This window comes from Shewanella sp. ECSMB14101 (assembly GCF_000773485.1).
Taxonomy (GTDB): domain Bacteria; phylum Pseudomonadota; class Gammaproteobacteria; order Enterobacterales; family Shewanellaceae; genus Shewanella; species Shewanella marisflavi.
On sequence record NZ_JSFF01000011.1, the window covers coordinates 90,323 to 112,655 of the forward strand.

Annotated in this window: 19 protein-coding genes; 17 read left to right on the forward strand and 2 right to left on the reverse strand. The window is 48.6% G+C overall.

What is annotated here, in order from left to right; translation table 11 throughout:
- The first annotated feature begins 7 nt into the window (after positions 1-7).
- The 4 genes from scpB (at position 8) to NY07_RS10045 (ending at position 5,849) form a co-directional block, all read left to right on the forward strand.
- Complete coding sequence (gene scpB, locus NY07_RS10030) at positions 8-619, forward strand: SMC-Scp complex subunit ScpB (RefSeq protein WP_033539276.1); 612 nt, start codon at positions 8-10, stop codon at positions 617-619.
- Complete coding sequence (rluB, locus tag NY07_RS10035) at positions 612-1,478, forward strand: 23S rRNA pseudouridine(2605) synthase RluB (RefSeq protein WP_033539214.1); 867 nt, start codon at positions 612-614, stop codon at positions 1,476-1,478. The genes scpB and rluB overlap by 8 nt, the downstream gene beginning before the upstream one ends.
- Before the next feature lie 134 nt (positions 1,479-1,612).
- Complete coding sequence (locus tag NY07_RS10040; protein WP_033539215.1) at positions 1,613-2,548, forward strand: hypothetical protein; 936 nt, start codon at positions 1,613-1,615, stop codon at positions 2,546-2,548.
- 682 nt (positions 2,549-3,230) lie between these two features.
- Positions 3,231-5,849, forward strand: a complete 2,619-nt coding sequence (locus tag NY07_RS10045) for a TonB-dependent receptor (RefSeq protein ID WP_033539216.1) — start codon at positions 3,231-3,233, stop codon at positions 5,847-5,849.
- 115 nt (positions 5,850-5,964) lie between these two features.
- On the opposite strand, the gene NY07_RS10050 is transcribed toward NY07_RS10045, so the two are convergent.
- Together NY07_RS10050 and dusC are read right to left on the reverse strand one after the other, a co-directional pair.
- Complete coding sequence (locus tag NY07_RS10050) at positions 5,965-6,321, reverse strand: TraR/DksA family transcriptional regulator (protein ID WP_033539217.1); 357 nt, start codon at positions 6,319-6,321, stop codon at positions 5,965-5,967.
- A gap of 174 nt (positions 6,322-6,495) precedes the next feature.
- Positions 6,496-7,425: a tRNA dihydrouridine(16) synthase DusC gene (dusC, locus tag NY07_RS10055; RefSeq protein WP_033539218.1), complete on the reverse strand. Its 930-nt coding sequence runs from the start codon at positions 7,423-7,425 to the stop codon at positions 6,496-6,498.
- A gap of 324 nt (positions 7,426-7,749) precedes the next feature.
- Between dusC and NY07_RS10060 the strand changes: the two genes are divergently transcribed.
- From NY07_RS10060 to NY07_RS10120, 13 genes are all read left to right on the forward strand, one after another.
- Entirely contained in the window at positions 7,750-8,223 is a 474-nt protein-coding gene (locus NY07_RS10060) for an HvfA family oxazolone/thioamide-modified RiPP metallophore (protein ID WP_033539219.1), read from the forward strand.
- Between the two features lie 106 nt (positions 8,224-8,329).
- Positions 8,330-9,166, forward strand: a complete 837-nt coding sequence (locus tag NY07_RS10065; RefSeq protein WP_033539220.1) for an HvfB family MNIO-type RiPP peptide maturase — start codon at positions 8,330-8,332, stop codon at positions 9,164-9,166.
- The gene (locus NY07_RS10070) at positions 9,167-9,910 is read left to right on the forward strand and encodes an HvfC family RiPP maturation protein (RefSeq protein ID WP_033539221.1); all 744 of its coding nucleotides are present in this window, start codon (positions 9,167-9,169) and stop codon (positions 9,908-9,910) included.
- Positions 9,911-10,197: 287 nt separating this feature from the next.
- Positions 10,198-10,566, forward strand: coding sequence for a YbaN family protein (locus NY07_RS10075; RefSeq protein ID WP_033539222.1), 369 nt, complete (start codon positions 10,198-10,200; stop codon positions 10,564-10,566).
- A gap of 147 nt (positions 10,567-10,713) precedes the next feature.
- A complete protein-coding gene (apt, locus tag NY07_RS10080) occupies positions 10,714-11,268 on the forward strand; it encodes an adenine phosphoribosyltransferase (RefSeq protein WP_033539223.1) in 555 nt (184 codons plus the stop codon).
- Positions 11,269-11,600: 332 nt separating this feature from the next.
- Entirely contained in the window at positions 11,601-14,630 is a 3,030-nt protein-coding gene (dnaX, locus tag NY07_RS10085; RefSeq protein ID WP_033539224.1) for a DNA polymerase III subunit gamma/tau, read from the forward strand.
- 128 nt (positions 14,631-14,758) lie between these two features.
- On the forward strand, positions 14,759-15,088 hold the full coding sequence (locus tag NY07_RS10090) for a YbaB/EbfC family nucleoid-associated protein (RefSeq protein WP_033539225.1): 330 nt from the start codon (positions 14,759-14,761) through the stop codon (positions 15,086-15,088).
- Positions 15,089-15,090: 2 nt separating this feature from the next.
- Positions 15,091-15,690, forward strand: a complete 600-nt coding sequence (gene recR / locus NY07_RS10095) for a recombination mediator RecR (RefSeq protein WP_033539226.1) — start codon at positions 15,091-15,093, stop codon at positions 15,688-15,690.
- Positions 15,691-15,845: 155 nt separating this feature from the next.
- Entirely contained in the window at positions 15,846-17,765 is a 1,920-nt protein-coding gene (gene htpG / locus NY07_RS10100) for a molecular chaperone HtpG (RefSeq protein ID WP_033539227.1), read from the forward strand.
- Between the two features lie 170 nt (positions 17,766-17,935).
- Entirely contained in the window at positions 17,936-18,775 is an 840-nt protein-coding gene (locus NY07_RS10105) for a co-chaperone YbbN (RefSeq protein WP_033539228.1), read from the forward strand.
- A gap of 196 nt (positions 18,776-18,971) precedes the next feature.
- On the forward strand, positions 18,972-19,616 hold the full coding sequence (adk, locus tag NY07_RS10110) for an adenylate kinase (RefSeq protein WP_033539229.1): 645 nt from the start codon (positions 18,972-18,974) through the stop codon (positions 19,614-19,616).
- 137 nt (positions 19,617-19,753) lie between these two features.
- Positions 19,754-20,767, forward strand: coding sequence for a ferrochelatase (gene hemH / locus NY07_RS10115; RefSeq protein WP_033539230.1), 1,014 nt, complete (start codon positions 19,754-19,756; stop codon positions 20,765-20,767).
- A gap of 200 nt (positions 20,768-20,967) precedes the next feature.
- Positions 20,968-22,272, forward strand: coding sequence for an inosine/guanosine kinase (locus tag NY07_RS10120; protein WP_033539231.1), 1,305 nt, complete (start codon positions 20,968-20,970; stop codon positions 22,270-22,272).
- Positions 22,273-22,333: the final 61 nt, after the last annotated feature.

Below are 22,333 nucleotides of genomic sequence, written 5' to 3' on the forward strand. Positions count from 1 at the left end.
TAAGAAACTGCAAATAAACCCTGATCAACTTAAGCAATTGATCGAAGCTAGCTTGTTTGTGATGGCGAAAACTGTTTCTATCAAGCAGTTAAACGAGAGTGTGCTGGCAAATTTTAGCGTTTCCCGCGCTAAAGTGAAGGCCGCTATCGAGGAGTTGCAGCAGGACTATCAAGGGCGCGGTATCGAGTTAGTCAAGGTTGCCGGGGGATATCGTTTTCAGTCTATCGAAACCCTGAGCCCCTACTTACAGCCCTTGTGGCAAGAGAAGGCGCCGCGTTATTCACGAGCGACCTTGGAAACCCTGGCGGTGATCGCTTATCGCCAGCCGGTGACCCGTGCAGACATAGAGTTTGTGCGCGGTGTGGCAGTAGGAAGCCACATTATCAAGAGTTTATCCGATAGACATTGGATTAAGATTGTTGGTCATAAAGAGGTGCCGGGCAGGCCCGGGCTCTATGCGACCACAAATGAATTTTTAGCCTATTTTGGCTTGGACACGATAGCGGACCTTCCTCCCTTATCCGATGCCGAGTCATTAGCGGCGCTGTTTGGTCAGAGTCAGGCGATTCCTGATTCTGCTTCGGCGCCTAAAACCGATGAAGAGTCTACTAATGAGTGAAAAATTGCAGAAAGTCTTGGCCCGTGCAGGCCATGGCTCCCGTCGTGAGATGGAGGCATGGATTGCTGCAGGTCGAGTTAGTATAGACGGTGAAATTGCCAAGCTTGGCGATCGTATCGAGGCTGATGCCAAGGTGCGTATCGACGGCCGTGCGGTATCGATTAAGTCTGAGGATGATTTGGTTTGCCGTGTGATCGCCTACCATAAGCCCGAAGGGGAGATCTGTAGTCGTAAAGATCCTGAAGGTCGTCCAACAGTGTTCGATCGCTTACCTAAGACCCGTGATTCGCGCTGGGTGGCGGTTGGACGATTGGATATCAACACCTCAGGCTTGTTGCTGTTCACTTCTGATGGTGAGCTGGCGAACCGTTTGATGCACCCTTCCCATGAGGTTGAGCGTGAATATGCGGTGCGTACCTTTGGTGAGGTGACCGACGCCTGTATTCAGCGTTTACGTACCGGCGTGACCTTAGAAGATGGCCCAGCCCATTTTGATAAGGTGAAGCCTGCCGGCGGCGAGGGAATGAACAAGTGGTGGCATGTGTCGCTAGCCGAGGGGCGTAATCGTGAGGTTCGCCGCTTGTGGGAATCCCAGGAAGTGCAGGTGAGTCGTCTTATTCGTATTCGCTACGGCATGATCGATCTGCCTAAGTCACTGCCTCGTGGCGGTTGGGGAGAGCTGCCAATTGAGCAGGTGAACTATCTGCGTAAATTGGCTGGTCTAGAAGAAGAAACCCGTACTTTGCTAGGTACCGATAAGCACAGTGTGGCCCGTGCTAAGGTGAAGAGTGCTAAGATCCGCCGCGCCGTTCGTAAGCACAAGACCACGGCGGGCAAAACGCCACGTCAACGTAGCTAAAACATTATTTACTTCTAAAAGCCGCCTTGTGCGGCTTTTTTTTATGCCTTGTTCTTAGTGTTGCTTAGGCCACAAGCTTGAGTCATCTGTCACAGTCAGCCATGATGAAGCTTATTACCTAAAGGGAGAGCAAGATGAAATTATGCTCAGTCACCAAGATATGGGATAAGTCGGCTCACAATGCCTTTACCGATCTTGTGCTCTATCGCGATAAGCTCTATTGCGTATTCAGGGAAGCCAGTGCCCACGTTTCGCCTGACGGCGCATTACGTATTCTCTGTTCTGAGGATGGTGGGACACAATGGCACAGTGTGGCGCTCATTCAATTAGATTTTGCCGATCTCAGGGATGGTAAATTACTCGCTGCGCCGGACGGCCTTTATCTGTTTAGTGGCGCAGCGCTCCATTCAGAGCAAGGTTCAGGTATGCGCTCATATTGTTGGCAATCGCTCGACGGCGTAGATTGGTCTGCACCTACCATGGTGGCTAAAGAGAAAGAATGGTTATGGCGGGTAACCTCTCATGAGGGAAAATTTTATGGCATTTGCTACTATCCCCACGAACATGATGGTTATGTGGCCTTGTACACGAGCCAAGGCGATACCGAGTTTCGTCCTCTCGTGCCACGTTTAAGCCAAGCTGGCTATGTGAATGAGTCTGGACTGGTTTTTGATGCCCAAAACAGAGCAATTTGCCTGCTGAGACGAGACCCATTATGGCAGACCGATGAGCGGGCTTTGCTGGGTATCTCGCATCCTCCCTATACTCAATGGCAGTGGCAAGTTACCAATTGCCGAATCGGTGGGCCGGTAAGCTTTATCTATCAGGGTCAGCATTATGCGGTCGTTCGGCTATACGATGGACGGGTACGTACTTCTGTAGTGAGTATTGATCTACAGACTGGACAGATCACTGAAAAGTTAGTCTTGCCGTCTGGCGGAGACACGAGTTATGCCGGTATTGTCTTAGTACAGGAACAACTCTGGCTCAGTTATTATTCTTCCCACGAGGGAAAATGTGCCATCTATTTTGCTAAAGTAACTTTGCAAAAAGTAACTCTGGATAAGTAACTCTGTAAAAATAGCTCTGGAAAAGTGACTCTGAAAAAGTAGCTCTGTAAAAGTGACTCTAGAAAATTAGCCGTAGAAATTAGCCCTGTAATAAACATAAATCTTTAGCCAAGTTAAACGAAACTTGGCCGAAGATTATTCACATAACCTTCTTATTTTTCCCTTTTTTTTAATCGTTAATCAGTCTATTAATTCGTCTTTTTTTGGAGTTTTTCTGGCTACTGAAAGACGATCTTTAATGCGTTTTGATAAATCAGGTTGTTAAAGATGTTATCGCTTACGACTTTGTTATTCATCGCATAGATTTACATTGTTGCATTTGTGTTTTGTTTTTATATTTATTTGATCTCTTGTTAATATTTAAAACGTTTAATAAACAGGTGTATTAACTTGTAACATGCATATCAATTTGATGGTTTATATTTTTTTACATAGGTGTCATTTATATAAATTACATAAAATACAGATACTTATATTTTGATTTTGCTGGTTTTTGTTTGCGGTCAAACCTGTGTTTTGTATCAATTATTATCATTGTCGTTGTTTTAATGTTAATGCCGTTGACTTGTTTTATGTTTTTTCACAATATCTTTACCGAAGGACGTACTTCTTATTTTAAAAATAAAAAATGATTCGATAATTGGGATTTAATTTCTAAGTTTCATTATTGTGAGGGAAACATATGAACTCTTTGACCTTAACAGCAAAAGCGGTTCGCGTAGGCTTATTAGCCGCCGCGACATCGAGCATTGCTTTTACCGGCGTTACTATTGCTGAAGAGCAAAGCGATAAAGTTGAACGCATCGAAGTAACTGGCTCACGTATTAAAAGAACCGACATGGAAGGTTCTTCTCCAGTTACAACAATTAGCGCGGCAGATATTGAGAAAACTGGCGAAATGTCAGTTGCTGACGTATTGCGTCGTAGTAATCTAAACACTTTTGGTTCTTTCTCTGAGTCATCAGGAAGTACATGGCAGAGTCAGGCTAATATTTCACTTCGTGGTGCTGGTGCCGACCGTACCCTAGTGTTGCTAAACGGTAAGCGTATGCCTGGTTCACCTACCATGGGTGGTACCGCAGTAAACCTGAATACTATTCCTACGGCAGCAATTGAGCGTATCGAAGTACTTACAGATGGTGCTTCTGCCGTTTACGGTTCAGACGCTGTTGCTGGTGTGGTAAACATCATCTTGAAAAAAGGTTTTGAAGGATTAGAAGTTTCTGCCACAGGCACGAATCCTTCACAGCCGGGTGGTGATGAATGGAAAGCTCATGTTGTTGGTGGTACCACGAGCGACAAAGGTAGTTTGACATTCTCATTTGAACACCAAAATCGTGAGATTATTTATCAACGTGATCGTTGGTTCTCAAGCTCTACTAACGTGTTAGCCGATAAGTATTCGGACACCACAGGTGTTTCTGCTTATGCACGTAACTTCCTGGATATGACCACATTCCAGTTTAAGCCTATGGCTGCTTGTGATAACGAAAAGATGGTTGGTGGCGGTCATGTTTATGACTATGGTGATGGTGACTTTATCTGTGGTTATGACTATACGTCTGAAGCTGCTGACCACGCTGCTCGTAAATATACAGCCGGTTATGTTACTGCTGACTATGAGATCTCTGATGAAATTCGCTTCGAAGGTCAAGGTCTCTTCAGCCGTAACGAAACCTTTGGTCGTTACGCGCCAGCTGCAGGTTGGTTCAACGTTGATGCGGGTCAGTTAGACGTTCAGAACTATGATGCAGATGGTAACTATATCGATACCACTAAGAATGCAAACGCGGGCCGTGTCTACTACCGTTTCACCGATGTGGGTACTCGTGACTCTACCACAATCGATTACAGCACTGACATTCAAGTCGGCCTAGTGGGTGAGCACGACCAATTTGGTTGGGATTTCACTTATCACTATAACCTAGCTGAAAACAGCAACTATGGTACTGGCTATGTTCACCGTCCAACGGTAGAAGCCTTAGTGAAGAGCGGTGAGTTTAACTTCGGTCCTGAAGGTAACAGCGCTGATGTTGTAGCCTCTATTTCGCACGACACGTTAGCTCAAGATATCATGGAGTTCCATAGCGTTAACGCTGGTGTTAACTTCGAAGCCTTAGAGTTATCAGGTGGACTGATTGGTTGGTACTTTGGTACTGAATTTATGCAGTACAAGTACAACTCAAAGGTTGATGCTGAGTCTGCTGCTGGCGAAGTGATTGGTTCTTCAGGCAATGGTTCAGGCGGCGAGCGTGATGTATTCGCGGTATTTGGTGAGTCTATTTTGCCAGTTACCGATGATTTAGAGCTGAATCTTGCTTTCCGTTACGATGACTATTCTGACTTTGGTACAGCGACAACGCCTAAAGTTGCGTTACGTTACCAAGCATTAGATAACCTGGTTGTTCGTGCTTCTTGGGGCCAGGGTTTCAGAGCACCTGCACTATCGGATCTGTACGCGGCAGACTCATTCAGTGCTGATTACGCCACAGATTACCGTTACTGTGAACTGCAAGGCACTGCGCCATCAGATTGTCGTTCGACCCAGTATGACGTGACTCGTACTGCAAACGATGATCTTGGTGCTGAGACTTCAGATTTCTACAACGTAGGTCTTATCTGGAATATCACAGACAGCTTAAGTACTAAAGTTGAGTATTACAGCTTGTCAATTGACGATGTCATCACCTTCGTATCCTTGGATTCATTGCTAAGAGAAGAAGCTAAAGTGGGTTACGGCAATCTGTCTCGAGGTGAAATCATCCGTGCAGGTGATAGCCCAGACGGTAAGATCCTTGAGGCAACGACACCACTTGTGAATGGTAACGGTTTCGATACTTCAGGTATTGATTTCAACTTGACCTTAGCGCCAATGGAAACTGCAGTCGGTGATTTTGGTACAAGCTTCGACCTTACTTATGTACTGGCTTATGAAGATGAAGAGTACTTTGACGGTCCTGTGAACAACATGGTGGGTCGCAACGGCTTACCTGATTATCGTTTCACTTGGGTGATCGATTGGAGCTATGGCGATCATGGTGTATCACTGCTGACTCAACATATTGCGGGTCAAGCTGAAACTACAGATCCTACTACGTTCGAAGAGATTGGTAGCCTACCTTCTCAAACGACCTTTGACCTGAGCTATAACTATTCTGCGCCGTGGAATGGTAAGTTCGCAGTAGGTGTTCGTAACTTAACTGACGAAGATCCAGTACTGGATTCTAACTTAGCTTATGATTCTGCGCTGTATAACCTCTATGGTCGTACTTACACAGCATCTTACACTCAGAAGTTCTAATCGTTAATCATCTCTCCCTGTGACTTAACGACAAAAGCCTCCTGATTCAGGAGGCTTTTTTTATGTCTATGAAGTTAAAAAAACCGAAGTTTGCGGCTGCTGATGCGTTAAGTGACTAGTGGGTCAGTCTTAGCTCGTGCCTGTGCTCATGGGCGTAATCGGCGGCGCACTGGGTACAGCGCTGCTCGAGTGGATTGGCGTTGAGTCTATCGCTTTCGATATCTGCCTCACAGTCGGCGCATAGACCGTACAGGCCAAGATCCAGCTGGCACAAGGCCGCATCGAGTTGGGTAAGTTTGATAAATAACGGTTCATCGGCCAATTTGGACGCCGTCATCTCATCGATTAGCGCGGTCAGCGAAAGATGCTGGGTGTCGACTGTTATTTGATGTAATGCCAGCAGTGCACCTAACTCTTTCCTGAGACTCGCTTCAAGCATCGACAGTTCATGTCTGATATGGGATCTGCTCACAAATCATTGCCTAGTTGATATTCTTAGTAATCAGTCTAAACCGCTTGGGCGTCTTGGCTATGACTGAGATCAAAAGTCAGTGATATTTATGCTGATTCCGATCCGGCACTTAAATGATCAGACCAGTCTCTATGCAATTTATGACAGCAATTGGCTCAGCGTTATGCTAGGTGACTAAGCCTGCTTGAGTAACGATAGTATACTGGCGGTGTCTTTAAGCACCCTAAGTTCACGAAATAGGGTTTCGCCCTCTGGGTAATGGCGGGCAATAAACCTAAGCCATTGCTTGATACGAGCGGGATAATATTTCTCTTTCTCGCTGACGATTTCAAAATCCGAGTATTGCAACAGCAGGGTTTTAACCTCTGACCAGGCCATGGGGGCTTGATTGCCTTTTACCACATGGGCCAAGTTGGGCACGGTGAGGGCACCACGTCCCAGCATTACATCATCACAACCACTGGCGCTTTGACAGTTGAGGTAATCTTCCCGTCCCCAGATCTCGCCATTGGCGATGATAGGGAGCTTAGTTGCCGCTTTGATCTGGGCGATATATTCCCAGTGGGCAGGAGGCCGGTAAGCTTCCTCTTTAGTGCGGGCATGCACCGTGAGCTCTGTGGCGCCGGCGGCTTCGATGGCCTGGGCAATCTCTGTGCAGCGGCTCTTATCGGCCCATCCAAGGCGGATCTTGGCAGAAACCGGCTTATCACTGGGTACTGCTTGTCTGACGGCTTGGGTGACACGGTAGATGGTTTCAGGCTCCTTCAGCAGGGCGGCGCCGCCTTTACTGCGATTAACCATAGGTGCGGGGCAGCCATAGTTAAGATCGACGCCGCGAGAGCCAAGCTCGACGGCGCGAACTGCATTCTCTGCCATCCAGTTCGGTTCTTGTCCAAGTAGTTGCAATCTGACCGGGGTGCCTGAGGCTGTTTGGCATTGATTTTTCAACTCGGCGCAGAGTCGGTAAAAGACCTTCTCGGGTAGCAATTGATCGACGACCCGGATAAATTCGCTGATCACCATATCATAGCCGCCAACGCTGGTTAGCAGGGCTCGCATAGGGGCGTCGGCAACGCCTTCCATTGGGGCTAGTATGACACGCATGGTTATCGGCTTCTCATCAAAAAGGGGCTAGTGCCCGTGGGTTAGGGCGGTAGGAAAGTCCAGGCCCCAAGTAAAAGGGCGCTTATTCTACGTCATGGCCTGACGAGTTACAAAATTTGTGTATGAGCGCCACTCTATAAGCCCCAGATCACGCGATGATCACTTTCTAGATGCTTGCACTATCATATATTTTGAGTCATAAATGTGATGCCTGATAAGTTTTTTGAAATAAAAGTTCAAGGTGACGGGTCATATTATCCGAGCCAGCAGCAGATAGGTGTTGGCAAACCATTGCATATAAATAGATCAACAAAGGAAGAGATTATGAAATTAGTTAAGAATACTGCTGTTGCTGTAGCGTTAGGAACGGTTTTCGTTGGCAGCGCCTTTGCAGCGCAGGCTCAGGCTAATCCGTTTGGTTATAGTGAAATGCAAGCTGGTTACCAGATCGTCGATGGTGAAGGTAAATGCGGTGAGGGCAAGTGTGGCGAGAACATGAAGAAGAGCGCTAAAGAGGGTAAATGTGGTGCTCAGAAAAAGGCGATGAAAGAGGGCAAATGTGGTGAAGGCAAGTGTGGTGAGGGCAAATGCGGCGAAGCCATGAAGAAAGGCGCCAAAGAAGGCAAATGTGGTGAAGGTAAGTGTGGCGCGCAGATGAAAGCCCAAAAAGAGGGTAAGTGTGGCGAAGAGATGAAAGCCAAAGAAGGCAAGTGTGGTGAGGGCATGAAGGCTGCTGAAGGCAAGCGTGATGAAGCCATGAAGAAGGCCAAAGAAGGCAAGTGTGGTGGTAACAAGTAATAGGCATTGAGGCTATTACCACCAAATCAGATTAGGCCAGTGCAGACTGGCCTAATTAGTTTGTCCCCCCGGGAAACGAGCGAATTTAATCACTAGAGGTGAAGTGATGAAGACACAAGCTAAGGTAGGTCTTGGCCTGCGCCGCGAGATGCTAACTGAGTTTTGCCACAAGGTACCGAGTGAGATTGATTTTTTTGAGGTAGCGCCGGAAAACTGGATGACACTTGGGGGAAAGTTTGGCCGCCAGTTTAGGCAGCTAACCGAAAGGCACAATTTTTTCTGTCACGGGCTCTCTTTATCTATTGGCGGTCCTGAGCCGCTGGATATCAGTTTCGTCAAGCAAGTGAAGGCGTTTCTCGATCTTCACGGTATTGATATCTATTCGGAGCATTTAAGTTACTGTTCGGGTAAGGGGCACCTTTACGATTTAATGCCTATTCCTTTTACCTATGAGGCGGCCCTTCATGTGGCCAGGCGAGTTAAACAGGTCGAGGCGATCCTGGAGCGTCCCCTTATTCTTGAAAATGTCTCCTTTTATGCGGCGCCAGGCAGCGAGATGAGCGAGTGTGAGTTTGTTAATGCCGTGCTCGAAGAGGCCGACTGTAAGTTGCTGCTGGATGTGAATAACATCTATGTGAATTCGATTAACCATCGCTATGATGCCGAAGCTTTCTTAAAAGCCATGCCCACAGAGCGTATCGCTTATCTGCATATCGCTGGTCATTTCGATGAGGCAGAAGATCTGAAAGTGGATACCCATGGTAGTGAGGTGATCGATCCTGTGTGGCACCTATTGCAGCTCTGCTATCAGACCCACGGTGTGTTTCCAACTTTGCTTGAGCGAGATTTTAATATTCCTCCCACCTCTGAGTTGCTCGAAGAGATCAACAAGATACATGAGTATCAGACCGAGATTTTGCAGCCCAGCCATCGGAGTGCCTAGATGAGTTTTACCCGTATACAAGAGTCGTTTATCGACTATATCAAGCAGCCGACCTCATCTTTGCCACCCGGGACAGATGCGAGACGCATGGGGATCTATCGAGAGCTGTTTTTTAATAATATTAAAGGCTTTGTGACCAATGGTTTTCCCGTGCTGAGCTCCTTGTATGATGAGGAGGATTGGCGAGAGCTGGTGCAGCAGTTTTTTGTCCGTCATGATTGCCAGACACCGATTTTTATCGAGATAGCCCAGGAGTTTCTGCTGTTTCTGCAAGATGAATATCAGCCGGGTGATCAAGACCCGCCATTTATGCTGGAGTTGGCCCATTATGAATGGCTGGAGCTGGTGGTCGCGACGGCGCCCGATGATTTAACCCGTCAAAGTCTCAGCGCTGAACAGCTGTCAACCTCGCCTCTGGGACTAAGTCTTTCTGCCAGAGTGGCTCAATATCATTTCGAGGTGCAGCGCATTAGCCCTGAGTATCAACCCACAGCGCCTAGCGAGCAGCCTAACTTTTTTTGCCTCTATCGTGATAAACAAGATGAGGTGAGTTTTCTGCAGCTTAATCCGTTGACGGCTCAGGTACTTGCTTATATCGATCAACAGGATGGGATAAAGTTTGATGCCTTGTGTGACTGGTTGTCACAGCTTTATGCTCAAATGCCAAAGGCACAGATCATCGAAGGTTGCAGGCAACTGCTTGTCGATATGGCGCAGCGGGGCATAGTGGTTGCTGCTAGGTAAATTTTGTGCAATTAGGGCTTTCTATCATACAGGCTTGTCACTATAATGGCCGCGAAAATTGATCTAGATCAATAAAAGTTGTCAATCATGAGTGAGGAAAGTATGAGTCAGCCGTTTAAAGACCCGTTTAATTTTGTTTATTTTCTTGGTTTCTTGCTGGTACTGATGTTGCCTACGCTGCCAGCCACCCTATCATGGTTGAAGCACCTTAACCTGCTATAGCCTAAAACGCTAACTCAGGTATACTAACCACTCATTTTTGAGTGGTTTTTTTATGCGAGGAATTAATGGTTATCAAACGGGGCTTTTACTTAATTGTCGGTCTTAGCAGCCTGTTACTCGGTCTGCTGGGTATCGCCGTTCCCCTGTTACCAACGGTTCCCTTTATCTTGTTGGCGGCCTTTTGTTTTGCCCGTTCCAGCGAACGTCTACATAATTGGTTGATGACCCATCCCTGGTTTGCCGATGCGCTGCAAAACTGGCATACAGAGCGCGCCATTCGCCGAGGGTTAAAACGTAAGGCCTATATCGCCACCTGTTTGAGTTTTAGTCTGAGTATATTTCTGGTGCCACTGCTATGGGTAAAGGTGATGCTGCTGGCGATGTTGAGTGGCCTGTTACTTTACCTTCGTCAAATCCCTGAATTAGATGATTGATCCGGTTCGTGCTTGGTGAGTTTGGTTAAGCTTTGTGACATTCGCTGTTGCAACCCATACCAAAGGAGCTTAAGCTTTAGCCGAAAATTCTAGTCAAAACTGGCCTTATGGCCAGTTTGTCCTTTTATAAGGGCTTAATCGAAAAAGATGGTAGTAATGAATACAGACAAGTTAGCCTTGATCAAGCAGAGCATTAAGACAATTCCAGATTATCCGAAGCCAGGGATCATGTTTCGCGATGTGACCAGTTTAATGGAAAACCCTGAAGCCTATCAGGCGACGATAGCCCTGTTTGTTGAGCGATACAAGGATCTTGGCTTTACTAAGGTGGTGGGTACCGAAGCTCGAGGCTTCCTCTTTGGTGCGCCTTTGGCGTTAGAGCTTGGGGTTGGATTTGTGCCGGTACGTAAGCCGGGCAAGTTACCGCGCGAGACTATCTCTGAAAGCTATGAGCTTGAATATGGTCATGACATGCTAGAGATCCATATCGACGCGATTAAGCCGGGTGATAAGGTGCTGGTGGTCGATGATCTGCTGGCAACGGGTGGTACCATTGAGGCGACCGTTAAACTGATTCGTCAGTTAGGTGGCGAGGTAAACCATGCAGCGTTTGTGATCTCTTTGCCAGAACTTGGCGGTGAGCAGCGCTTAGCCGAGATGGATCTTGCCCTAATGACATTGTGCGAGTTTGAAGGCGAGTAACGCGCTTATCTTACCTTTGCCTAAAAATGCCGTGGCTTAGCCGCGGCATTTTGCTATCTGGGCCACGCCTATGAGCCGCGCACAAACCAATTTTTGCCTTGGTATTAAATGCCTGTGAAGATGGTAAACGATGACAAGGTTAGCCGATTTTTTAACGAAAATGACGGGTGAAAAGCCAGGATAGGTTAAAGATGCTGCAAGCTAGCATCACAAAGATAAATTTAGTCCCGCTAAGCGCTTAGCTTGCTAGCGAGATGGTCTGCACCGTGTTATTGTTTGCTGATTAATGAAGCGCGCTTCGTCATTGTTAGATGCCAACCTTGGGGAGTTCCATGTCATATCAGGTGTTAGCCAGAAAGTGGCGCCCTGCAACATTTGAGCAAGTCGTCGGCCAGTCACATGTGCTGCATGCCTTGACCAATGCCTTAACTCAAAACCGTTTACATCATGCCTATCTGTTTACCGGTACCCGAGGGGTAGGTAAAACCAGTTTGGCCAGGTTGTTTGCCAAGGGACTCAATTGTGAGCAAGGGATCACCGCATCCCCCTGTGGTCAATGCGCCAGTTGCGTTGAGATCGCTCAGGGACGTTTTGTGGATCTTATCGAGGTGGACGCGGCGTCGCGCACTAAAGTTGATGATACCCGCGAGTTACTGGACAACGTGCAGTATCGCCCCAGTCGCGGCCGCTTTAAGGTCTATCTGATCGACGAAGTGCATATGCTGTCTCGCAGCAGTTTCAATGCCCTGTTAAAGACGCTCGAAGAGCCGCCAGAGCATGTGAAGTTCTTACTGGCGACTACTGATCCCCAGCGTCTGCCTGTAACGGTTCTCTCCCGCTGCCTGCAGTTTAACCTTAAGAGTCTGACGCTAGATGAGATCTGTCTGCAACTTGGTCACATCTTGGGCCAGGAGCAGGTCGCCTATGACGATGGCGCGGTGAAATTGCTGGCCAAGGCGGCAAATGGCAGTATGCGTGATGCCTTGAGTTTGACGGATCAGGCGATAGCCTTTGGCGCAGGCCAGGTGCAGCTAGGGCAGGTGCAAACCATGCTTGGCACCATAGATGAGCATCATGTGATCGTTCTGCTTAAGGCCCTTTGTGATGGCGATGTCGATAATCTGCTTAATGTGACCGCAGAAGTACTGTCTTATGGCGCCGACCCTTTCGAGGTGCTGCGTAGCCTGCTTGAGCTGCTGCATCAGATCACCTTGACCCAGTTCGCCCCAAGTGCTGCTCAGTTGTCTCAATATGCCGAGCAGATCAAGGCCTTTGCCAAGCAGCTAAGGCCGGAGCAGGTGCAGCTCTACTATCAGTTGCTACTCAGTGGGCGTAAAGATCTGCCCCATGCGCCGGATCCTAAGTCGGGTCTTGAGATGGCGCTGCTACGTGCCGTGGCCTTTGTGCCCGAGGCGCCGGTGCAGCGTTGGCAAAATGATGCGGGTAGCGAGATCCTGCTGCCAGAAGTAAATACTAAGGCCGCTGATAAGCCTAATCAGGCTGCACCCGCAGCGTCTGTGCCAAAACAGGCGGCGGTTGGTGGCATTGACAGTGAAAAAAAAACCGATGCAGAGAGCCTAAGCCCGGCAACTGTGTCGCCCGCGACGTCAGCTCCCAACACCACTCTTGAACTAACGTCTGAACTAACGCCAGAACAAGCGTCTGAACCAGCACCTGAATCAGATGTGATTCCAGCCCCTGATGTCATGCCTGTTGCTGATGGCGAATCAGCGCATGAGAGTATTGATGATGAAGAGCAGACTCAGGCCTTATTTGCTGAGCAAAATCTGATTTTAAGCCAGGCTCAGAGTCAGGGAATAGCGCTAGAGCGCGAAGCTAAGAGTAAAGCGCAGGAGGCTGAGGAACAGGCTGCTATTAAGCCTGAAGTCAGCGATGTCGATCCGGTTTCATCTCAGAGCGCCCCGATTGCAAGCGATGTTAACGCAAGCGCTATGCCCGAAGAGATGGCCACAAGTTTCGAACCAGACTTCTTTATCGACAGCGATGATGAAGATGCGAGCGACCCTAGCGATTATGAAGCTTACCTTGCCTATCAACAGGGGGAGGTGAGTGCGGCCAAGACGCCTGCAGAACATCAAGTACAAAGCCAAGCTGGCGCACACAGCCCAGAAAGCGGCCAAAGCCAAGGCGAGCGTCAGCAGCCTCAAGCAGAAAAGGCGGCGTCTTCTGAGCCAAGTGTGCTTGAAGATGATCTGCTCGATGCGGTCTTAAATGCGCGTCAGCATCTGCTAAGCGACTTAGAAGCAGAAGCGGAGGCAGATTTGGCCAAGGAGAGTGCCTCAAAAAAGCCGCTACTAGGTTCTAAAAGCCAAGCTGGCGCTCAGCCTTATGTGCCGCCAAAACGGCCTAGCCAGGCTGATGCAAGCACTGATAATGCAAGCGATGATAATGCACAGGGTGATGATCACTTGCTTGGTGATGTCGAGGGCCAAGTCGATGCGCAAGCTAGGAATAACGCCCTGGCGCAGAGCGAGGTAAATGCTCAGACCTCTGCTTCAAACGCTGCGGATATGGCGCAGGCCCGAGCGCAGGGCAGTGACGCTTCAGTTCAAGATGCGCAGGTGAAAGATGAAGACAGGCCTCCCTGGGAATCGCCTGCCCAACCAAGTCACACTGCTAATGAGTTGAGTGACTCTCATACTGGCCCTCATAGTGACTCTCATACTGGTCTTCATATTGATAAGAATGCGCCAAGCATAAAGCCGAGTCCTGAACTTAGTGCTGAGGCGCCGACTGCCGTTGAGAATGAAACCGCCGCTGAGCCGCACAATACAGCGACGAGTGCCACAGCCTCTTCGTCTTTGAGGGCAACAGCCTCACCGCATTTGAGCGCAACAGCCTCACCGCATTTGAGCGCCACGGTGCAGGGGGAGATCCAAGGGCATGACACGGATCTTAAATGGTATCGTTTGATGTCGGCGCTGGATATCGGTGGCCGGGTCAGGCAATTGGCAGTCAATGCCGTGTGTTTGCAATTTAGTGAACCACTGCCGCTGGTACTTAAACCTAACCAGAAACATCTGGCCGCCCCTGGTGCTATCGCGCAACTGGAAGAGGCGCTGGCTAAAGCGCTGGGTGACAGTTGTCAGATTGAGTTTAGTGTTGGGGTAGAGGCAAATCGTGAGACGCCGCTTGAGATCCGTCAGCGTTTTCATCAGGAACTGTTGCAACAGGCCCAGCAGGGGTTATTGCAGGATGAAAATATTCAGTGGCTGACTCAGATGATGCAAGCGGAACTCGATCCCGATAGCCTGAGCTACCTGCCAGAGCTTTTGGGTAAAAGGGGCCAGACGATAGCCCTTGTCAATAAATCGAACTTTGTGTCGTCAGATGAGTCATAACACTGAGTCGTATGGGCTGACAGGGCTAGCTAAGTCATAAGTTTTGAGATTGGTGATCAGCTTTGATTGCTTATTGGTGCTAATTCAGTAAGATTAGCCAGTTTTTTTAATATTGAAGAGAACTCGATATGTTTGGAAAAGGCGGTATGGGCAACCTGATGAAACAGGCCCAGATGATGCAAGACAAGATGGCCAAGGTGCAAGAAGAGATTGCGCGCATGGAAGTGACTGGTGAAGCCGGTGCTGGTCTTGTTAAAGTCACTATGACAGGCTCTCACAGCGTACGTAAGGTCGATATTGACCCAAGCCTGCTCGAAGATGATAAAGAGATGCTGGAAGATTTGATTGCAGCGGCCTGTAACGATGCGGCGAGACGTGTCGAAGAGAGTCAAAAAGAGAAAATGGCAGAAGTGACTGGCGGCATGCAACTGCCACCAGGCATGAAGATGCCTTTCTAACGATGAAATTCAGTCCCCTGGTTGATGAGTTGATTCAGTCGCTGCGCTGTCTGCCTGGGGTTGGCCCCAAGTCGGCACAGCGCATGGCGTTTCAGCTGTTAGAACGTGATCGTAAGGCGGGGCACAAGCTTGCCCAGTCGCTGTCGAGTGCCATGAGTGATGTGGGACACTGCAGCAGCTGCCGTACTTTCACCGAAGAGACTCTTTGTCCCATCTGCGCCAGCAGTCGTCGTGGCAATTCAGATCTTATCTGTGTGGTGGAGACGCCTGCGGACGTACTGGCTATCGAAGCCGGTGGCCATTTTTCTGGCCGTTATTTTGTGTTGCTTGGGCATCTGTCGCCACTCGATGGTGTAGGGCCTGATGAGCTGGGGCTGAGTCTGCTTGAAACTCATTTGGCCGCAGGTGAGGTAAGTGAGCTTATTTTGGCGACTAACCCAACGGTCGAAGGGGATGCCACGGCGCACTTTATCGCCGATATGGCGAAACAACATGAGGTCAAAGTGAGCCGTATTGCTCATGGCGTACCGGTTGGCGGTGAGCTGGAATATGTCGACAGCACCACGCTGGCGCTCTCCTTTAATGGCCGCATTCCGTTATAAGGGTCGTTAAGCTCAGTAATAGAAATCCAGTTCCTTGTGAACTGGATTTTTTTTGAGCAAATAAACCTGATTGTCAATTTTTGGCTTGAAAAGCAAAAATACAGCCCCATCTCTTAAGCCATAAGCGTTTTTGTGAAATAGAGAAGGAAACATCCATGTCACACCAAGAAACCCATGGCTTTCAAACAGAAGTCAAACAACTACTAAATTTGATGATCCACTCTTTATACTCTAATAAAGAGATTTTCTTGCGTGAATTGGTCTCTAACGCCGCCGATGCAGCCGATAAACTTCGCTATGAGGCTCTTACCAAAGATGAGCTTTATGAAGGCGACGGCGAGCTAAGAGTCCGTGTCAGTGCCGACAGTGAAAAAGGCACTGTGACCATTGAAGATAATGGTATCGGTATGACCCGTGATGGCGTGATCGAGCATCTGGGTACCATCGCTAAGTCGGGTACGGCGGAATTTTTCAAGAACCTCTCTGGCGATGAGTCCAAAGACTCACAGCTGATTGGTCAGTTTGGTGTGGGCTTCTACTCGGCCTTCATCGTGGCTGATAAGGTTACCGTACGCACTCGCGCCGCCGGACATGCTGCCGATGAGGCTGTGCAGTGGGAATCGGCGGGTGAAGGCGAATTCACTGTCGAAAACATTGTTAAAGAGAGCCGCGGTACAGAGATCATCTTGCATCTTCGTGAAGAAGAGAAAGAGTTTGCCAACGATTACCGTCTGCGCTCTATCATCACTAAATACTCAGATCATATCTCGGTACCGGTAGAGATGTGGCAAGAAGGTACACCTGCCCAGGAAGCAACAGAGGAGGGCGGTGAAGCCATTCCTGCTACCGAAGGTCACTGGCAGGCGATGAACAAAGCTACCGCCTTGTGGACTCGCAACAAGAGCGACATTACAGACGAAGAGTATCAGGAGTTTTATAAGCATATCTCCCATGATTTTGCCGATCCTCTGCTGTGGAGTCACAACCGCGTCGAGGGTAAGCAGGAATACACTAGCCTGTTATACATTCCTTCAAAGGCGCCTTGGGATCTGTGGAACCGTGACCGTAAACATGGGTTGAAGTTGTTCGTGCAGCGCGTATTCGTTATGGATGATGCTGAGCAGTTCATGCCGAGTTACCTGCGTTTCGTGCAGGGTCTTATCGACTCAAACGATCTGCCACTTAACGTGTCACGTGAGATCTTACAAGATAACAAGATCACTACTGCGCTGCGCACGGCTGTCACTAAGCGTGTACTGGGCATGCTGGAAAAACTGGCCAAGAACGACCCTGAGAAGTATCAAAGCTTCTGGGCAGAGTTTGGTCAGGTATTAAAAGAAGGCCCGGCAGAAGATTTTGCCAACAAGGAGAAGATTGCCGGCCTGCTGCGCTTCGCCTCGACTCACACCAATGAGGCGGCCCATACAGTGTCACTAAGTGACTATGTTGAGCGCATGAAGGAAGGACAGAGCAAGATCTACTATATCGTAGCCGACAGCCATGAGGCGGCGGTGAACAGCCCTCACCTTGAACTGCTGCGTAAGAAAGGCATCGAAGTGCTCTTAATGTCTGAGCGTATCGATGAGTGGTTGATTAACCACCTCACCGAATTCGATGGCAAGCAGTTGCACTCAGTGACCCGTGGTGACCTTGAACTTGGCGACCTCGAAGATGCTGCCGAGAAAGAGGCACAAGAGAAGTTGGAAAGCGAGTCTGAAGGCTTAGTGAAGCGCGTTAAAGAGGTGCTGGGTGATAAGGTAGCCGAGGTTAAGGTCACCAGTCGTTTGACCGATACACCAGCCTGTGTGGTTGCCGGCGCCGGTGAAATGTCATCTCAGATGATCAAGCTGATGCAGGCCGCAGGGCAAGCCGTGCCAGAAAGTAAGCCAGTATTTGAACTTAACCCTGAGCATCCTCTGGTGAAGCGTTTAGACAGTGAGCAGGATGAAGAGGTGTTTGGTCAGTGGGCCGAGTTGCTTCTACAGCAGGCACAATTGTCTGAAAAGGGTAGCCTGGCCGATCCGTCAGCCTTCATTAAATTGATGAACAAGATGTTGTTAGCGGGTGTAAAATAATCCTAAGCTAGAGTGTGTAAGAGGCAGTTTGACTGCCTCTTATGCTATCTACTTATCTATATTCACCACCAGAGACACTGTTCTCTGAGATAAAGAGTCTCTCAGATAAAGAGTCTCTTTCGGATAAAGAGATGCTCTCACATAGAGAGACACTCTTAAAAAGAGACATTATGGATTCAGTATTGGATTTAACCAAAGAAAACATTCAGCAAGTGGTCGATGCGTCGATGCAGCAAGTCGTTGTGTTGACTTTCTGGAGTCAGCAGAGTCCTGAAAGTCAGCAACTTGTGCAAATGCTAACTCAAATCGCTGCGCAGGGGCGTTTCGTATTAGCTAAGGTGAATTGCGACCAGGAGATGGAGATTGCTAACTATTTCCAGATCCAGAGCCTACCGACAACCCTGGTGTTAAAAGAGGGTAAACCTGTAGATGGCTTTGCCGGCATGCAAGAGGCGCCGCAAGTTGAGGCACTGCTTGACCAGCATCTACCAAAAGCCTGGCAAATCGCTTTAAATCAGGCCAAGGTGCAACTGGCCGAGGGCGATGCTGAAGGAGCCTTACCGCTAATAAAACAAGCTTATCAGGAGTGCCAGACGGCTGAGGTATCGCTGGTGTATGCCGATGCATTACTGTCGACCTCTGAGATTAACCAGGCTAAGGTGCTGCTCGATGGTATAGGCCTTGCCGATCAAGACGCCTACTATCAGAGCCTTAAGGCGAAACTCTCTTTGGCGCTGGACGCTGCCGATACCCCAGAGATCAGAAACCTGTTGGAAGACGTTGAGCAAAACCCTGCCGATTATACCAAGCTCTTGTTACTTGCTAAGGCACTGCATGGGGCGAAACGCGACGAAGAGGCGCTCGAGAGGCTCTATCAGGTATTGAAAACCGATCTGCTGGCGGAGCAAGGCGAGATCAAGCAACTTTATATGGAGATCCTTACCGCTTTAGGTCAAGGACATACGCTGGCTAATCAATATCGTCGCAAATTATACACCTTGCTCTATTAAGCAGGGATGTCATTAGGCTGATGGCGCAGTTGTTCATGCTGGCATTTAAATTTGCTGCAGTGGATTGTGTGGTATCAGCCTAAAGTCGAATTAAAACTGGCGCTACAGCCCTTCAAATGGGCGGTCTTTTATGCGAAGATCGCCGCCCAATGATAAAACTAATAATCAAATCTATGCGAAATAAGAGGACTCTCAGATGCGCATTATGCTATTAGGTGCCCCTGGTGCCGGTAAAGGTACTCAAGCCCAATTCATCATGGAAAAATACGGTGTGCCACAAATTTCTACGGGCGATATGCTCCGTGCAGCCGTTAAAGCGGGTACGCCTCTTGGATTAGAAGCAAAGAAAGTGATGGATGCAGGACAGCTGGTTTCTGATGAGCTGATTATTGGCTTGGTCAAAGAGCGTGTCGCACAAGATGATTGTGCTAAAGGTTTCCTACTCGATGGTTTCCCCCGTACCATTCCACAGGCCGATGCGATGGCGGCTAGCGGCATCGAGATCGATCATGTAATTGAAATCGATGTGCCTGACGAAGAGATCGTTAAGCGCATGAGCGGACGTCGTGTACACCCTGGTTCAGGTCGTGTTTATCATATCGTTTACAACCCACCAAAAGTGGAAGGTAAAGATGATGTGACGGGTGAAGATCTGGCTATTCGTCCTGATGACGAAGAGAGCACAGTGCGTAAGCGTCTGGGGATCTACCATGAGCAGACTAAGCCGCTGGTTGAGTATTACGGTAAAGTGGCTGCCCAGGGCAAGCTGACCTACAACAAGTTCGACGGTACTCAAAGTGTTGGTGATGTAAGTGCAGCAATCGTTAAGACGATTGGGTAATTTAAGCGCTTTAAACTTAAGCACTTTATGAACTGCTTCTCATATTTAAAAAAGCCCACCTAGGTGGGCTTTTTTTATGGTAGGGCCGATGCTAGCCTATCGCTATCCTTGCCAGACGAATATGAGCAGAGTCACTCTTGAACAACGTCGACAACTTATCTCCCGCTAAGCTTGGTGTCTTGTTGGTTAACCTCGGCACGCCCGATACACCAACCCCTAAAGATGTTAAGCAGTTCTTAAAACAGTTTCTTAGCGACCCTCGTGTGGTCGATCTGAATCCCTGGATCTGGAAACCGATACTCAATGGCATCATTCTCAATACCCGTCCCAAGGCGGTAGCCAAGCTATATGAGTCTATCTGGTGGCCTGAAGGCTCACCCTTGATGGTGATCAGCGAGCGTCAGCGTAGCGCCTTGAGTGAGCTGCTAAGCGTAAGACTCGGGGTTGATATCCCAGTTGAGTTGGGCATGAGTTATGGCAATCCTTCACTGTCAGCTGGTATTGATAACTTGCTGGCCAAGGGGGTTGAACGCCTTGTGGTATTGCCTCTGTATCCCCAATATTCCTGCTCGACGGTAGCGCCTGTGTTTGATGCGATTGCCAGCGATTACAAGGGTAGACGTAACTATCCAGAAACCCGTTTTAGTAAAGAATACTATCAACATCCCGCTTATATAGCGGCGCTGGCCGATTCGGTGCGTCGTCATTGGCAAGCTAACGGGCAGGGTGATTGTCTGTTAATGTCCTTTCATGGGGTTCCGCTGCGCTACGTGACCGAGGGCGATCCCTATCAGGCGCAATGTAAGCAAACCGCCGAACTGCTAGCCGAGGCATTAGGCTTATCTGCATCCCAGTGGCGCCTCTGTTTTCAGTCTAAGTTTGGCAAGGAGGAGTGGTTGACGCCTGCAACCGATACACTGCTGGAAAGCTTGCCTGAGCAAGGTGTCAAACGGGTTGATATTCTCTGCCCTGCGTTTGCGGTGGATTGTCTCGAAACCCTGGAAGAGATATCGATAGGGGGTAAAGAGAGCTTTATGGAGGCTGGCGGTGAGGCCTATCATTTTATTCCCTGTTTGAACGATGATAAGGCTCATATTCACCTGCTTGCGGAGTTAGTTGCCGAACAGGCCGCAGGTTGGCTTAAATCTTAAGCAGTGATGCGGAATAGAAAGGCATAAATCACTGCCCAATGCTATTTTATATGGTACGATCTGCCGCCGATTTTTAAAGGCGATGGTGCCCGCGTCAATTTGTTCAATCAACGCGGCATGGTAAGCAGTGCGCTAAGGGGGTCTAGCGTGCTGTTTATGCGAATTTGATTTTGCATGGATGCGATAAGAGTGAGTTCTGTATGAAATTTCCTGGTCAGCGTAAGTCGAAACATTACTTTCCAGTTAAGAATCGTGATCCATTAATGGCTCAGTTAACGCTGCAGCCACAGCATGTTTCCACTCACATCAGTGGGATAGACCAGACGTTGGTCGATATAGAGGCGAAAGTTGGCGATGAACTACTAAGCCGTTATGCCTTGCCTAAGGGCAATTCCACACTGATAGATGACGACAAAGCACATCAGCTCTACAACGAGCTTAAAGCCTCTGATCTGATCAGCGATGAATTTGCTGGCGGCACCATAGGTAATACAGTGCACAACTACTCGATATTAGCTGACGATCGCTCAGTGTTGTTTGGCGTGATGAGCAATCATATAGAAGTCGGCAGCTATGCCTATCGTTATCTGTGCAACACCTCTTCCAAGGTGGATCTCAACTATCTACAACCGGTTGATGGACCTATTGGTCGTTGTTTTACGCTGATTTCTGAGTGCGGCGAGCGCACTTTTGCTATCAGTAAGGGCTCGATGGATAAGCTCACGCCTGAATATATCGATCAAGAGATTGTGCAGTCATCGTCTGCATTGGTTTTAACCGCGTACCTGATGCGCGCCAGCGGTGGCGATAAGATCACCGATGCGGCGATGAAAGCAATTGAGTATGCCAAGGCGGCGGATGTTCCTGTGGTGTTGACCTTAGGCACACGTTTTTTGATCGAGGAAGATCCTAAGTGGTGGATAGAGTTTATCAAAGAAAATGTCACCATATTGGCGATGAACGAAGATGAAGGCGAAGCCCTGACAGGTTTTAGAGACCCGCTAAGTGCTAGCAATGCGGCGCTTGAGTGGTGTGATATGGTGCTAAGTACTGCCGGACCACTGGGACTTTATACCGCAGGTTATACCGAAGATTCAGAAAAGCGTGAAACCAGCCATACACTGCTACCAGGTGCGATACCTGAGTTCAATCGTTATGAGTTTTCCCGGCCTAAGTTAAAGAGTGATTGTCAGACGCCAATCAAGGTGTTTGCGCATATCTCTCCTTATATGGGCGGGCCAGAGATCATTCGCAACACTAATGGCGCTGGCGATGGTGCTTTGGCTGCCTTATTGCACGATCTTGCCTCTAATACATATCACAAGGCGAATGTACCTGGTTCTAGTAAACATAAGCGTGATGGCTTGTGTTACTCCTCTTTCTCGCAAATTTGTAAGTACGCGAATCGCGTGGCTTATGAGGTGTTGGCTCAGCATAGCCCTAGGTTATCTCGCGGTCTGCCTGAGCGTGAAGATAGCCTAGAAGAAGCTTACTGGGAAAGATAAGTTAGCGTTTTAATCAGCACTGATTAAATACAAAAAAGGCGTCCAATGGACGCCTTTTTAA

Excerpts from the sequence above, each read along its gene's own strand:
- htpG (WP_033539227.1), top strand. The coding sequence starts at position 15,846 with ATGTCACACCAAGAAACCCATGGCTTTCAAACAGAAGTCAAACAACTA.
- NY07_RS10090 (WP_033539225.1), top strand. The coding sequence starts at position 14,759 with ATGTTTGGAAAAGGCGGTATGGGCAACCTGATGAAACAGGCCCAGATG.
- NY07_RS10075 (WP_033539222.1), top strand. The coding sequence starts at position 10,198 with ATGGTTATCAAACGGGGCTTTTACTTAATTGTCGGTCTTAGCAGCCTG.
- NY07_RS10120 (WP_033539231.1), top strand. The coding sequence starts at position 20,968 with ATGAAATTTCCTGGTCAGCGTAAGTCGAAACATTACTTTCCAGTTAAG.
- NY07_RS10065 (WP_033539220.1), top strand. The coding sequence starts at position 8,330 with ATGAAGACACAAGCTAAGGTAGGTCTTGGCCTGCGCCGCGAGATGCTA.
- adk (WP_033539229.1), top strand. The coding sequence starts at position 18,972 with ATGCGCATTATGCTATTAGGTGCCCCTGGTGCCGGTAAAGGTACTCAA.
- recR (WP_033539226.1), top strand. The coding sequence starts at position 15,091 with ATGAAATTCAGTCCCCTGGTTGATGAGTTGATTCAGTCGCTGCGCTGT.
- dnaX (WP_033539224.1), top strand. The coding sequence starts at position 11,601 with ATGTCATATCAGGTGTTAGCCAGAAAGTGGCGCCCTGCAACATTTGAG.
- NY07_RS10105 (WP_033539228.1), top strand. The coding sequence starts at position 17,936 with ATGGATTCAGTATTGGATTTAACCAAAGAAAACATTCAGCAAGTGGTC.
- dusC (WP_033539218.1), bottom strand. The coding sequence starts at position 7,425 with ATGCGTGTCATACTAGCCCCAATGGAAGGCGTTGCCGACGCCCCTATG.
- NY07_RS10070 (WP_033539221.1), top strand. The coding sequence starts at position 9,167 with ATGAGTTTTACCCGTATACAAGAGTCGTTTATCGACTATATCAAGCAG.
- NY07_RS10045 (WP_033539216.1), top strand. The coding sequence starts at position 3,231 with ATGAACTCTTTGACCTTAACAGCAAAAGCGGTTCGCGTAGGCTTATTA.
- NY07_RS10060 (WP_033539219.1), top strand. The coding sequence starts at position 7,750 with ATGAAATTAGTTAAGAATACTGCTGTTGCTGTAGCGTTAGGAACGGTT.
- apt (WP_033539223.1), top strand. The coding sequence starts at position 10,714 with ATGGTAGTAATGAATACAGACAAGTTAGCCTTGATCAAGCAGAGCATT.
- NY07_RS10040 (WP_033539215.1), top strand. The coding sequence starts at position 1,613 with ATGAAATTATGCTCAGTCACCAAGATATGGGATAAGTCGGCTCACAAT.
- rluB (WP_033539214.1), top strand. The coding sequence starts at position 612 with ATGAGTGAAAAATTGCAGAAAGTCTTGGCCCGTGCAGGCCATGGCTCC.